This is a genomic window from Serratia sp. Nf2 (assembly GCF_003028435.1).
Lineage (GTDB): Bacteria > Pseudomonadota > Gammaproteobacteria > Enterobacterales > Enterobacteriaceae > Serratia > Serratia marcescens_L.
Map to the genome: position 1 here is coordinate 224,221 of NZ_PYTW01000008.1, position 13,045 is coordinate 237,265.

The 13,045-nt window shown below is 59.8% G+C and carries 10 protein-coding genes; 4 read left to right on the forward strand and 6 right to left on the reverse strand.

Features of this window, described 5'->3' with window-relative positions; all coding sequences use genetic code 11:
* Nucleotides 1–28: 28 nt before the first annotated feature.
* On the reverse strand, nucleotides 29–1,237 hold the full coding sequence (tyrP, locus tag C9411_RS18445) for a tyrosine transporter TyrP (protein ID WP_063989004.1): 1,209 nt from the start codon (nucleotides 1,235–1,237) through the stop codon (nucleotides 29–31).
* 245 nt (nucleotides 1,238–1,482) lie between these two features.
* On the opposite strand from tyrP, the gene C9411_RS18450 reads away from it, so the two are divergent.
* Nucleotides 1,483–2,679, forward strand: a complete 1,197-nt coding sequence (locus C9411_RS18450) for a nicotinamide mononucleotide deamidase-related protein YfaY (RefSeq protein ID WP_063989005.1) — start codon at nucleotides 1,483–1,485, stop codon at nucleotides 2,677–2,679.
* A gap of 3 nt (nucleotides 2,680–2,682) precedes the next feature.
* Here the strand turns inward: C9411_RS18450 and C9411_RS18455 are convergent, their stop codons facing one another.
* Nucleotides 2,683–3,891 (reverse strand): NAD(P)/FAD-dependent oxidoreductase, encoded by a 1,209-nt coding sequence (locus C9411_RS18455; RefSeq protein ID WP_233221925.1) that lies wholly within the window; start codon nucleotides 3,889–3,891, stop codon nucleotides 2,683–2,685.
* A gap of 116 nt (nucleotides 3,892–4,007) precedes the next feature.
* On the opposite strand from C9411_RS18455, the gene C9411_RS18460 reads away from it, so the two are divergent.
* The gene (locus C9411_RS18460; RefSeq protein WP_063989007.1) at nucleotides 4,008–4,829 is read left to right on the forward strand and encodes a helix-turn-helix domain-containing protein; all 822 of its coding nucleotides are present in this window, start codon (nucleotides 4,008–4,010) and stop codon (nucleotides 4,827–4,829) included.
* A gap of 230 nt (nucleotides 4,830–5,059) precedes the next feature.
* Entirely contained in the window at nucleotides 5,060–5,212 is a 153-nt protein-coding gene (locus tag C9411_RS26140; protein ID WP_033635303.1) for a Hok/Gef family protein, read from the forward strand.
* Nucleotides 5,213–5,270: 58 nt separating this feature from the next.
* Here the strand turns inward: C9411_RS26140 and yfaE are convergent, their stop codons facing one another.
* The 4 genes from yfaE to ubiG form a co-directional block, all read right to left on the reverse strand.
* Nucleotides 5,271–5,531 carry a class I ribonucleotide reductase maintenance protein YfaE gene (gene yfaE / locus C9411_RS18470; RefSeq protein WP_033653779.1) on the reverse strand — a complete coding sequence of 87 codons (261 nt, stop codon included), beginning with the start codon at nucleotides 5,529–5,531 and terminating at the stop codon, nucleotides 5,271–5,273.
* A gap of 3 nt (nucleotides 5,532–5,534) precedes the next feature.
* Complete coding sequence (gene nrdB, locus C9411_RS18475; RefSeq protein ID WP_019453694.1) at nucleotides 5,535–6,665, reverse strand: class Ia ribonucleoside-diphosphate reductase subunit beta; 1,131 nt, start codon at nucleotides 6,663–6,665, stop codon at nucleotides 5,535–5,537.
* A gap of 67 nt (nucleotides 6,666–6,732) precedes the next feature.
* Entirely contained in the window at nucleotides 6,733–9,021 is a 2,289-nt protein-coding gene (nrdA, locus tag C9411_RS18480; RefSeq protein WP_063989008.1) for a class 1a ribonucleoside-diphosphate reductase subunit alpha, read from the reverse strand.
* 438 nt (nucleotides 9,022–9,459) lie between these two features.
* Entirely contained in the window at nucleotides 9,460–10,185 is a 726-nt protein-coding gene (gene ubiG, locus C9411_RS18485) for a bifunctional 2-polyprenyl-6-hydroxyphenol methylase/3-demethylubiquinol 3-O-methyltransferase UbiG (protein WP_025303640.1), read from the reverse strand.
* 212 nt (nucleotides 10,186–10,397) lie between these two features.
* On the opposite strand from ubiG, the gene gyrA reads away from it, so the two are divergent.
* A complete protein-coding gene (gyrA, locus tag C9411_RS18490; RefSeq protein ID WP_107227617.1) occupies nucleotides 10,398–13,040 on the forward strand; it encodes a DNA topoisomerase (ATP-hydrolyzing) subunit A in 2,643 nt (880 codons plus the stop codon).
* Nucleotides 13,041–13,045: the final 5 nt, after the last annotated feature.

Here is a 13,045-nt window from a genome sequence, read left to right on the forward strand (position 1 = left end):
TCAGGCCCCTTTGTTCTTTCTGTTCCGCTTACCCTACCGCAGGCAGCATGCCGCTGGCGATGCCCAGTTGAATGGCGATTACCGTTACCCCGCAGACAAACACCAATGCCAACGCAGGCGTACCGCCCCAGACGCGATACTGCGCCTGATGTGTTTGGCGCGTTTTCCACACCAGCAGTGAAGGCAACAGCAGGGCCAGCACCGACAGAGCGATGGCGGCGAATCCCAACGCCAGCACGAAGCCGCGCGGGTAGAACAGCGCGAAGGCCAGCGGCGGCAGGAAGGTGATGGCGCCGGTTTGCAGGCGGCCACGCACGTTGTCTTGCCGCTTGAACAGGTCGGCCAGGAAATCGAACAGCCCGAGCGCCACGCCGAGGAACGAGGTTGCCAGCGCCAGATCGGCGAACAGGTGCACCGCCAGTTCAACGTGCGGCGAAGCGACCGCGTCGCGCACCGCCTGCAACAGGCCGTTCAGCCCGGCCTGCTGCGCCAGGATGCCGACGAAGGTGTCGGAGCTGATGCTGCCCAGTGTCGCCAACTGCCAGAAAATATAGGCGATCAGCGGGATCGCGCTGCCGATGATAAACACCCACCGCAGTTTGCGAATGTTGCCGCCCATGTAGTTGACGATGCTCGGCACGCTGCCGTGGAAGCCGAAGGAGGTGAAAATCACCGGAATGGCCGACAGCGCCAGGCCTTGCTCCAGCGGCAACGTCATCAGGTTGGTCTGGTGGATATTCGGCAACATCAGGCCGAGCATCACCACCAGGAACACCACTTTGGCGCTGAACAGGATGCGGTTGAACAAATCGACCGAGTGGGTGCCGATGCACACCACGCCGCCGGCCACCAGAGTAAACAACAGAACGCCGAGCGACACCGGGAAGTCCTGGGATGTCCATTGGCTGATGCTGGTGGCGAGCAATTCGCCGGCGCCGCTGATATAGGCGGCGGTGAGGGCGTACATCAGAAACATCATGCTGAAGCTGGTCAGCCACTGGCCGCCGCCGCCGAGATAACGTTTGGCGAGGGTGCCCAGACCGGTATCCGCCTGCTCATGCTGGTAGACCTCTACCAGCAGCAGCGCGGTGTAACACATCAACAGCCACAGCCCGACCAGTAAGGCCAGCGTGACGCCGAAGCCGACGCCGGCCGCTGCCAGCGGCATCGCCAGCATCCCGGCGCCAATGGTGGTGCCCGCCACGATAAAAACACTGCCAAGAGTGCGATTCTTCACGTTTTTTCTCTACCAGCCGAAAGATTTTGAAAATTATAGGTAACGATTTATGAGGATGGCAGGATAGTGGAAGCCCTAATTTGTGTCAAACCGGCGTTACGCATAATGTACATTAATGTTTACATTGCGGCGGGCTGCATGGCGCATGAGGAACGGGCCCATGGCTGAAATTATCCGCAGGCGGCTAGTGAAAAGTTATTTACGGGCTTCTATAGTGGAATGACCAAAAAATGTGGGAGAGATCAATGTTAAGGGTGGAGATGCTCAGCACCGGCGATGAAGTGCTGCACGGGCAAATTATTGATACCAACGCCGCCTGGCTGGCGGACTACCTGTTCCAGCAGGGCGTGCCGATGAGCGGGCGGGAAACGGTCGGGGACAGCCTCTCTGCGTTGATCGAGATCCTGCAGGAACGAAGCCATATCGCCGATGTGCTGATCGTCAACGGCGGCCTGGGGCCGACCAGCGACGATCTCAGCGCGCTGGCCGCCGCGAAAGCCTGTGGCGTCGAACTGGTTGAACGGGCCGACTGGCTGGCGCGCATGGAAGCCTATTTCGCCGGACGCGGGCGGCCGATGGCCCCTTCCAACCGCAAGCAGGCGCAGATCCCGGCCAACGCGGAAATACTGGATAACCCGGTGGGCACCGCCTGTGGGTTCGCGCTGCAGCTGAACAAGTGTCAGATGTTCTTCACCCCCGGCGTGCCGTCGGAATTCAAAGTGATGGTCGAACAGCAGATCGTGCCGCGCCTGCGGCAGCGCTTCACCTTGCCGGCGCCGCCGCTGTGTTTGCGCCTGACGACGTTCGGCACCTCCGAGAGCGATCTGGCCGCCGAGCTGGACAGTATGCCGCTGCCGCCGGAAGTGGTGCTGGGTTACCGTTCCTCCAGCCCGATCATCGAGCTGAAACTGACCGGGCCGGAAAGCCGGCGTGCGGAAATGGAGCAGGCCTGGCGACGCGTGCGCGAGGTGGCGGGGGACAACTGCATCTTTGAAGGCACCGCCGGGTTGCCGGCGACGCTGACGCAGCGCCTGAATCAGCAAGGGCTTAAGCTGGCGTTGAGCGAGCAGTTCAGCGCTGGGTTGATCAATCTGCAGATGCAAAGCGAAGGGGCGCCGCTGGCGGGGGGCGAGCTGCTGCCGGCGCATTGCATCGAAACGCTGGAAACGACGCTGGCGCGCGCCCGCTCGCTGGCGGAATTGACCGGTGCGCCGTTGGCGTTGGCGGTCAGCGCCATGCGTGACGAGCAGGTGAGCATTGCGCTGCACACGCCGCGCGGCGGGATTGGCCAGACCGTGCGTTATCGTGCGTCGCGCCACGGCCTGCGACTGCGGCAGGAGTCGGTGGCAATGCTGGCGCTGGATATGCTGCGCCGTTGGCTGAATGGGGGCCAGGCATGCGGTAAAAACGCCTGGCTGGAGGTGGTGGAAATTATCGAGTGACGGTCATGGCGCTGAGTCGCCGGCGTCACTGTTTTGCTGCAGCCGTTCGGACGCCAGATGTGAAAGGCGTATCGCCGCCGCGCCCCGCGTTTGCAGATCTGCACCATAGTCCTTGAGCGCCTGCGCGGCGCTGCCGGCCTGCGCCAGATGCATCGCCAGGCTGGCGGCGTCCGCCAATGCAGTGTTGGCGCCGAGCCCTCCCGCCGGGCTCATGGCGTGCACGGCGTCGCCGAGAAAGGCGATGCGTTCGCTGTGCCACACCGGCATCGCCTTCGTGACCTGCACCGCCCGCACGCTGAGCGACAGGGGATCCGCCAGAGTTAGCGCCGTTTGCAAGGCGGGCGCCCATCCCTGCGAGATATGCCGTACGCGCGCCTGCAGCGCCGCGCTTCCCTCCGTCCGCACCGGCCCGCCGAGCCGTGCAGCCGATCCGATACAGGCCCAATAGAGATAGTCGCCGACCGGCGTGAGGTGGCAATCCGGCGCATAGTCGGCTGCCAGCTGCGCCATGGGCGCCTGAAAGCGCATCGGTTCAATCACCAGCGATAAGCCATCGGCGAAGACGACCGACACGCCGTGCAGCAGTTCGGGGGCCAATCGGGCACGGGTCGCCGCATCGAGCGGCGTTTTGCCGTAAAGGGTGACCGCACCGCTGTCTTCGGGCGTAGCCTCCGGCAGGCAGCGCCGCCGCACCAGCGAGTTGACGCCGTCGGCGGCGATCAGCACATCGACCCGCACTTGCTCGCCGTTGGCGAACTGAAGTTCCACGCCCTGCGGCGTTTGTGCAAATTCACGCAGGGTATAACCGAAACGCACCTGCTCTTGCAGACCGGCGAGCAGGATTTCGCGCAGCGTTTGCCGATGAACGCCGAGGTCGCCGCTCGGTTCCTGCGCCTGCGGCGGGCTGGAGGGCAGCCAGTGCTCGGGGCGTCGGGCGTTGAGCGGGGCAAACTGTGGATCCCACAGATTGCTCTCGCCGCTGTTTTGCGCGCTGCCGGCGCAGAGCAACCGGTAGTGCGCCGGCGGCAGGCAGGCGGCCAGTGCCTGCTGGCCCGTCGGATCGATGCGCAGCCGGTAGCCCTGATCGCGCGCCTGCGGCGTGGTGTCGCGTTCAAACACCGTGGCGTGGATGCCGAAGCGGCGCAGCCCCTGGGCCAGACACAGACCGCCTGGCCCGGCGCCGATAATGCCAATGCTGAGTGTTGTCATCATGTTCCCTCGTGAGTCAGTGGCCACAGACGGGAGCGGCCGGAAGCATTTCATTATGTCGGCGCAGGGAAAGGTTGGTATAACGGCATTTGGACTAAAAATAGTGATAAGTGGCCAATATGAACGATAACCCTCACTTCGCCGACGCTGACTGCAGCGAATGGTCGGCGGGCCCCTGGCTGATCGCCCTTGGTGGCCGCGACGCGGTAGGCCAGGAGTATCGGTTGGGCACGCGCGAATACGACTGGCATCAGCATGTGCGCGGGCAGTTGCTGTGCGTCGAAAGCGGTTTGCTGCATGTACGCACGGCGCGCGGCGATTGGGTGCTGCCGCCGCAGCGAGCGGGGTGGATCCCGCCGGCGACGGAGCACCGGGTGCAGGTCTGCGGCGCGCTGAGCGGCTGGAGTTTGCTGCTGGCGCCGGAGGCCTGCAACGATCTGTCGAATAAACCCTGCGTCGTCGGCATTAGCGCCGTGCTGCAGGCGCTGGCTCTGCGAGCAGAAGGCTGGGATAAGCACAGTGCGCTCACCCTGGAGCAGGATCGCATGGCGCAAGTGATGCGGGATGAGATACGTCTGGCGCCGACGGAACCGCTGCATTTGCCGATGTCGTCCCATCCGCGCCTGGCCGGCGTTCTGCAAGCCTTGCTGGCGCAGCCGGGGAGCGAGCGTTCGCTGGAAGCCTGGGCCGAGTGGGGAGCGATGTCGCCACGCACTCTGCGGCGGCTGATGATCGGCGAGACGGGGTTGAGTTTTGCCCAGTGGCGTCAGCAGGCCCGGTTGTCATATGCATTGGCGAAGCTGGCCGAAGGCGAAACGGTGCTGCAGATTGCGGAAACGCTGGGATATGCCTCGCCGAGCAATTTTATCGCCATGTTTCGTAAAGCCTTTGGCGATTCTCCGGCGCGTTATTTTTCCGCCTCGGCAGGAAAGGGGCGCTAAGCGAAATACTTTGAAGATAGTTATATATCCCTGGTTAATCATAATCTTACAGGGGATATTCGCGGCGAGCGAATGCTGTTACTCTTTTGGCGGGTGCTTGAGACTGTTCGTCTTGGGCATTGTGTGACAAGGCGGATAGATGAAAGCCCCAGACTGACTCTCAATCAGAATGGGGCTGCCCTAACGCCTAGACACCGTTATGGTAGCCCCTTCACAGCAAGGAGGCAAGCATGCGCTTAAAGCATGTGTTTCACTCGCTAACCGTTGTATGTATTACGGTTTTGTTATTTATCTGGATGATAAGAGACTCGCTGTGCGAGCTGAAAATCTACCAGGAAAATATCACTATCCTGATCAGGTTGGCGTGTGAGGTGAAGCGGTAATCATAGGGCGGGGCAACCCCGCCTTCTGGTCTCCAGGCGCGGTTTCCGGCACCCGACTTTACATTTCCAGTTCGATATCCGTCAGCGGCATGCAGCAGCAGGGCAGGATCTCACCGGCGTTGATAAACGCCAGCGGCTGTTGGCGATAGGCCACTTCGCCTTTCACCAGTTTCAGACGGCAGGCGCCGCAATAGCCGGATCGGCACTGGTACTCCACCTGCACGTCGTGCAGTTCCAGCACGTCGAGCAGGCAGTTTTCACTATTGGGGCAGGAGAGCTGCGTGCCGGCGGCGCGCAGCGTTACGATTGGCGTCGCCATCGCTTACAGTTCGAAGTCGCTCAGGTCGTCGGCGTTGATCTCCGAGTCGATCTGGCCAACCAGGTAGGAGCTCACTTCCACTTCCTGCGGCGCCACCTGTACGTTGTCGGACACCAACCAGGCGTTGATCCACGGGATCGGGTTGGAGCGGGTTTCGAACGGCAGACCGAGGCCGACCGCCTGCATGCGGATATTGGTGATGTACTCCACATACTGGCACAGGATGTCTTTGTTCAGGCCGATCATCGAACCGTCGCGGAACAGGTATTCCGCCCACTCTTTTTCCTGTTGGGCGGCCAGCACGAACAGATCGTAGCACTGTTGCTGGCATTCTTCGGCGATCTCTGCCATTTCCGGATCGTCGGCGCCGGAACGCATCAGGTTCAGCATGTGCTGGGTGCCGGTCAGGTGCAACGCTTCGTCGCGGGCGATCAGCTTGATGATTTTGGCGTTGCCTTCCATCAGTTCGCGCTCGGCGAACGCGAAGGAGCAGGCAAAGCTGACGTAGAAGCGGATCGCTTCCAGCGCGTTCACGCTCATCAGGCACAGGTACAGCTGCTTTTTCAGCGCACGCAGATTGACGGTGACGGTTTTACCGTTCACCTGGTGGGTGCCTTCACCCAGCAGGTGATAGTAGCTGGTCATCTCGATCAGGTCGTCGTAGTAACCGGAAATGTCTTTCGCGCGCTTTTTGATCTCTTCGTTGGTGACGATATCGTCGAACACCAGCGCCGGATCGTTGACGATATTGCGGATGATATGGGTGTAGGAACGGGAGTGGATGGTCTCGGAGAACGACCAGGTTTCCACCCAGGTTTCCAGCTCAGGGATCGAGATCAGCGGCAGCAGCGCGACGTTCGGGCTGCGGCCCTGGATGGAATCCAGCAGCGTCTGATACTTCAGGTTGCTGATGAAGATGTGCTTCTCGTGCTCCGGCAGCGCCTGGTAATCGATGCGATCGCGGGAGACGTCAACTTCTTCCGGGCGCCAGAAGAAGGAGAGCTGTTTTTCGATCAGTTTTTCGAAGATTTCATGCTTTTGCTGGTCGAAACGCGCAACGTTTACCGACTGGCCGAAGAACATCGGCTCTTGCAGCTGGTCGTTTTTGGTCTGAGAAAAAGTGGTGTAAGCCATAAGCCTGAATCCATCGTAACGTGGCTAAATGAAGGGGCCGGAAAATTCCGGCCCGCTAGGTCAAACTTTAGATCTTGCAGGCGCCGCTTTCGCAGTCGTCATCGCCGGCCTTGGCAGGCTGCAAATCTTCCTGGGCGTCTTCCGCGCCGTCGCGGGTGTTTTGGTAGTACAGCGTTTTCACGCCGAACTTGTAGGTGGTGAGCAGGTCTTTCAACAGCTGCTTCATCGGCACCTTGCCGCCCGGGAAGCGGGTCGGATCGTAGTTGGTGTTGGCCGAAATCGACTGGTCGATGAATTTCTGCATCAGCCCCACCAGCTGCAGATAGCCGTCGTTGCTCGGCATTTCCCACAGCAGCTCGTAGTTGTCTTTCAGACGCTCATACTCCGGCACCACCTGGCGCAGGATGCCGTCTTTCGACGCCTTGATGCTGATGTGGCCGCGCGGCGGCTCGATGCCGTTGGTGGCGTTGGAAATCTGCGAAGAGGTTTCCGATGGCATCAGCGCAGACAGGGTCGAGTTGCGCAGGCCGGTTTCCTGGATCTCTTTACGCAGGGTTTCCCAGTCGTAGTGCAGCGGCTCGTTGCAGACCGCATCCAAATCTTTCTTGTAGGTGTCGATCGGCAGGATGCCCTGCGAATAGGTGGTTTCTTTGAACCACGGGCAAGCGCCTTGCTCCTGAGCCAGACGGTTGGAGGCTTTCAGCAGGTAGTACTGAATGGCTTCGAACGTTTTGTGCGTCAGGTTGTTGGCGCTGCCGTCGGAGTAGCGCACGCCGTTCTTCGCCAGGTAATAAGCGAAGTTGATGACGCCGATGCCCAGGGTGCGGCGGCCCATCGCGCCACGGTGCGCAGCCTTGATCGGATAATCCTGATAATCCAGCAGGGCGTCGAGTGAACGCACCGCCAGGGTCGCCAATTCTTCCAGATCGTCCAGGCTGTCGATCGCGCCCAGGTTGAAAGCGGACAGGGTGCACAGCGCAATCTCGCCGTTTTCGTCGTTGACGTCTTCCAGCGGCTTGGTCGGCAGCGCGATTTCCAGGCACAGGTTGGACTGACGCACCGGCGCGATCTGCGGATCGAACGGGCTGTGGGTGTTGCAGTGGTCGACGTTCTGGATGTAGATGCGGCCGGTAGAGGCGCGCTCTTGCATCATCAGCGAGAACAGCTCAACCGCTTTCACACGCTTCTGGCGAATGCTGTCGTCTTTCTCGTACTGAGTGTACAGGCGCTCGAATTCGTCCTGATCGGCGAAGAATGCGTCGTACAGCCCCGGCACATCGGACGGGCTGAACAGGGTGATGTCTTCGCCCTTGATCAGACGCTGGTACATCAGGCGGTTCAACTGCACGCCGTAGTCCATGTGACGCACGCGGTTACCTTCAACGCCGCGGTTGTTTTTCAACACCAGCAGGCTTTCCACTTCCAGGTGCCACATCGGGTAGAACAGCGTTGCCGCGCCACCGCGCACGCCGCCCTGAGAGCAGGATTTGACGGCGGTCTGGAAATGTTTGTAGAACGGGATACAGCCGGTATGGAAGGCTTCACCGCCACGGATCGGGCTGCCCAGTGCGCGGATGCGGCCGGCGTTGATGCCGATGCCGGCGCGCTGAGAAACGTATTTCACAATGGCGCTGGAGGTGGCGTTGATGGAGTCCAGGCTGTCGCCGCACTCGATCAGCACGCAGGAGCTGAACTGGCGGGTTGGCGTGCGCACGCCGGACATGATCGGCGTAGGCAGCGAAATCTTGAAGGTGGAAATCGCGTCGTAGAAACGCTTTACGTAGTCCAGACGGGTTTCACGCGGGTAGTTGGAGAACAGGCACGCGGACACCAGTAAGTACAGGAACTGGGCGCTTTCGTAGATCTCGCCGCTGACGCGGTTCTGCACCAGGTACTTGCCTTCCAGCTGCTTGACGGCGGCATAGGAGAAGTTCATGTCGCGCCAATGATCGATAAAGGAATCCATCTGCTCGAACTCTTCAGCGCTGTAGTCTTCCAGCAGATGCTTATCGTATTTGCCCATCTCGACCATGCGAGTGACGTGGGCGTGCAGCTTCGGCGGCTCGAACTGGCCATAAGCCTTTTTGCGCAGGTGGAAGATCGCCAGGCGAGCGGCCAGGTACTGATAGTCCGGCGCATCGCGGGAGATCAGGTCGGCTGCGGCTTTGATGATGGTTTCATGAATGTCGGCGGTTTTGATGCCGTCATAAAACTGAATGTGTGAACGCAACTCTACTTGAGAAACCGAGACGTTGTGTAATCCCTCTGCGGCCCAATCAATGACCCGGTGGATTTTGTCGAGATTGATGCGCTCTTTACGGCCATCGCGTTTAGTTACAAGCAGACTTTGGTTCATGTGGTGTTTTACCTGTCCGTATGGTGCCCCTAAGCAGAAGTGTAGTCGCTCTGCTCAGTATGTAAACACTATATATAGGGGTTGTATGTCGGTGAGGTAACAAGATAGTGAGAAAAAACGGCGTTTGCAAGTGAACAAAACTGGCCTAATTTGTGGATAACTTGGGGGTGAAATGTAACTTGCCGTTCGCAGTGCGCGCCGTGACTGGCGCGACAAGCTTGTCAATAAGCGCGATCAGATTTTACTGAAAAACTGAAAAAACCGATCGTTTGGCGCTTTATTAAACGTTAGAAAAAAACGGCATATTGATCTGATTTAATATTCTAAAAAACTGTTTACAACGGCTATTTTGATCGAAGTCGTGGAAATTAGGTATTTTTCCGAATGTGCCAATGGCGCCGCCCCCCGGTAATGCAGGGCCGGCGCGGTTTACAACGCTTAGCCTTCGTGCTGGGTGTGCACCATGTAGTTCACGTCAACGTTGCGCCCAAGCTTGAAATGATCGGTGATTGGGTTGTAATGCAGGCCGATCATGTGCTTTTCGCGCAGCGGCGTGCCGTCGACCCAGCCGATCAGTTCGGAAGGGCGAATGAACTTCTTATGATCGTGGGTGCCCTGCGGCACCATCTTCAGCACGTACTCTGCGCCGATCACCGCCATCAGCCAGGCTTTGGTGTTGCGGTTGATGGTGGAGAAGAATACGTGGCCGCCCGGTTTCACCAGATGGGCGCAGGCGCGCACCACCGAGGCCGGATCCGGCACGTGCTCCAGCATCTCCATGCAGGTGACCACGTCGTAGCGTTGCGGGTTGGCCTGGGCGTGGCTTTCCACCGTCTCCTGCACATAGGTGACGTCCATGCCGCTTTCCAGCGCGTGCAGCCGGGCGACCTGCAGCGGCTCCGCGCCCATGTCCAACCCGGTCACCTTGGCGCCTTCGCGCGCCATGCTTTCTGCCAGAATGCCGCCGCCGCAGCCCACATCGAGCACCTGCTTGTCAAAAATGCCGCCGGCGCGCTGCATGATGTAGTTCAGGCGCAGCGGGTTGATGCGGTGCAGCGGTTTGAACTCGCCTTCCAGATCCCACCAGCGAGAGGCGACGGCCTCGAACTTGGCGATTTCCTGGTGGTCAACGTTTTGCACTCGGCTGGATGATTCTGCGTTCATGGGCTGGTCTGGCTCCTTGTTCTCGTTGCGCGGATTATACATGTTCCGGCGCGGCATCGTCTGCGCCGATGCGTTTTTAGCGCACTTATCTGCACAATTTCCGTGAAACAGCGGCGGTTATTTTCCCGTAAAGCGTGCTTTGTGATATAGTTTTACACCTTTGCCACTATGGCAGCGGGCAGATGAATCATTAGTAGAGGGATAGCAGCTCCATGAGCGACCTTGCCAGAGAAATCACACCGGTAAACATCGAAGACGAGTTGAAAAACTCGTATCTGGACTATGCGATGTCCGTTATTGTCGGACGTGCGCTGCCAGATGTTCGTGATGGACTGAAACCGGTTCACCGCCGCGTTCTGTACGCGATGAGCGTATTGGGTAACGACTGGAATAAACCATACAAGAAATCGGCCCGTGTCGTCGGGGACGTGATCGGTAAATATCACCCGCACGGTGACAGCGCGGTTTACGACACTATCGTGCGTATGGCTCAGCCGTTTTCACTGCGCTACATGCTGGTGGACGGCCAGGGTAACTTCGGTTCCGTCGACGGCGACTCCGCCGCGGCGATGCGTTATACCGAAGTGCGCATGTCCAAGATTGCTCACGAACTGTTGGCGGACCTGGAAAAAGAAACCGTCGACTTCGTGCCTAACTATGATGGCACAGAGCAGATCCCGGCCGTCATGCCGACCAAGATCCCGAACCTGCTGGTCAACGGCTCGTCGGGCATCGCCGTGGGCATGGCCACCAATATTCCACCGCACAACCTCGCTGAAGTCGTCAACGGTTGCCTGGCCTATATCGATGATGAAAACATCAGCATCGAAGGGCTGATGGAGCACATTCCGGGGCCAGACTTCCCGACGGCGGCGATCATCAACGGCCGTCGCGGCATTGAAGAGGCCTATCGCACCGGGCGCGGCAAAATCTACCTGCGCGCGCGCGCGGAAGTGGAAGCCGATGCTAAAACCGGCCGCGAAACCATCATCGTTCACGAGATCCCGTATCAGGTGAACAAGGCGCGTCTGATCGAGAAGATCGCCGAGCTGGTGAAAGAAAAGCGCGTGGAAGGCATCAGCGCGCTGCGCGACGAGTCTGATAAAGACGGCATGCGCATCGTGATCGAAGTCAAACGCGACGCGGTCGGCGAAGTGGTGCTGAACAACCTGTATGCGCTGACGCAACTGCAGGTCACCTTCGGCATCAACATGGTCGCGCTGCATCAGGGCCAGCCTAAGCTGCTGAACCTGAAAGACATCCTCGAAGCCTTCGTGCGTCACCGCCGCGAAGTGGTCACCCGCCGCACCATCTTCGAACTGCGCAAGGCCCGCGACCGCGCCCATATCCTGGAAGCGCTGGCCATCGCGCTGGCCAACATCGATCCGATCATCGAGCTGATTCGCCGTGCGCCGACGCCGGCGGAAGCGAAAGTCGCGCTGGTGGCGCAGCCGTGGGATCTGGGCAACGTCAGCGCCATGCTGGAACGCGCCGGTGACGACGCCGCCCGCCCTGAGTGGCTGGAGCCGGAGTTCGGCATCCGTGACGGCAAGTACTACCTGACCGAGCAGCAGGCTCAGGCGATTCTGGATCTGCGTCTGCAGAAACTGACCGGCCTGGAGCACGAAAAGCTGCTGGAAGAATATAAAGAGCTGCTCAACTTTATCGCCGAGCTGATCTTTATTCTGGAAAGCCCAGAGCGCCTGATGGAAGTGATCCGCGAAGAGTTGGTGGCAGTCAAAGAGCTGTACAACGACGGCCGCCGTACCGAGATCACCGCCAATACTTCCGACATCAACATCGAAGACCTGATCAACCAGGAAGACGTGGTGGTGACTCTGTCTCATCAGGGCTACGTGAAGTATCAGCCGCTGTCCGACTATGAAGCTCAGCGCCGCGGCGGCAAAGGCAAGTCCGCCGCGCGTATTAAAGAAGAAGACTTTATCGATCGCCTGCTGGTGGCCAACACCCACGATACGATCCTGTGCTTCTCCAGCCGTGGCCGCCTGTACTGGATGAAGGTGTACCAACTGCCTGAAGCCAGCCGTGGCGCACGCGGTCGCCCAATCGTCAACCTGTTGCCGCTGGAAGCCGATGAGCGTATCACCGCCATCCTGCCGGTGCGCGAGTATGAAGAAGGGCGCCACGTGTTCATGGCCACCGCCAGCGGTACCGTGAAGAAAACCGCGCTGACCGAGTTCAGCCGTCCGCGCAGCGCCGGCATCATCGCCGTTAACCTCAACGAGGGCGACGAGCTGATCGGTGTCGATCTGACCGACGGCAGCAACGAAGTGATGCTGTTCTCCGCCAACGGTAAAGTGGTGCGCTTCCCGGAAACGCAAGTGCGTTCGATGGGCCGTACCGCAACCGGCGTGCGCGGCATCAACCTCGGTGAAGGCGACAGCGTGATCTCCCTGATCGTGCCGCGCGGCGAAGGCGACATCCTGACCGTCACGCAGAACGGCTTCGGTAAACGTACCGCCGTGACCGAGTACCCGACCAAGTCACGCGCCACTCAGGGGGTTATCTCCATCAAGGTGAGCGAGCGTAATGGCCAGGTGGTCGGTGCCGTGCAGGTGGAAACCAGCGACCAGATCATGATGATCACCGATGCCGGCACGCTGGTGCGTACCCGCGTTTCGGAAGTCAGCGTGGTGGGCCGTAACACCCAGGGCGTGACGTTGATCCGCACGGCAGAGGACGAAAACGTCGTCGGTCTGCAGCGCGTGGCCGAACCGGTGGAAGACGAAGAGCTGGACAGCCTGGAACCGGGCGCGGAAGCGGTGGAAGAAGACACCACGCCGCTGGACGATGGCGACGACGCGGCTGAGCCGATGGACGACGACAACGTTTAAAGCAA

Bases quoted from the DNA above. Each gene is read 5' to 3' on its own strand.
- C9411_RS18450 (WP_063989005.1), top strand. From the start codon at position 1,483: ATGTTAAGGGTGGAGATGCTCAGCACCGGCGATGAAGTGCTGCACGGG.
- C9411_RS18455 (WP_233221925.1), bottom strand. From the start codon at position 3,891: ATGATGACAACACTCAGCATTGGCATTATCGGCGCCGGGCCAGGCGGT.
- C9411_RS18460 (WP_063989007.1), top strand. From the start codon at position 4,008: ATGAACGATAACCCTCACTTCGCCGACGCTGACTGCAGCGAATGGTCG.
- C9411_RS26140 (WP_033635303.1), top strand. From the start codon at position 5,060: ATGCGCTTAAAGCATGTGTTTCACTCGCTAACCGTTGTATGTATTACG.
- yfaE (WP_033653779.1), bottom strand. From the start codon at position 5,531: ATGGCGACGCCAATCGTAACGCTGCGCGCCGCCGGCACGCAGCTCTCC.
- nrdB (WP_019453694.1), bottom strand. From the start codon at position 6,665: ATGGCTTACACCACTTTTTCTCAGACCAAAAACGACCAGCTGCAAGAG.
- nrdA (WP_063989008.1), bottom strand. From the start codon at position 9,021: ATGAACCAAAGTCTGCTTGTAACTAAACGCGATGGCCGTAAAGAGCGC.
- ubiG (WP_025303640.1), bottom strand. From the start codon at position 10,185: ATGAACGCAGAATCATCCAGCCGAGTGCAAAACGTTGACCACCAGGAA.
- gyrA (WP_107227617.1), top strand. From the start codon at position 10,398: ATGAGCGACCTTGCCAGAGAAATCACACCGGTAAACATCGAAGACGAG.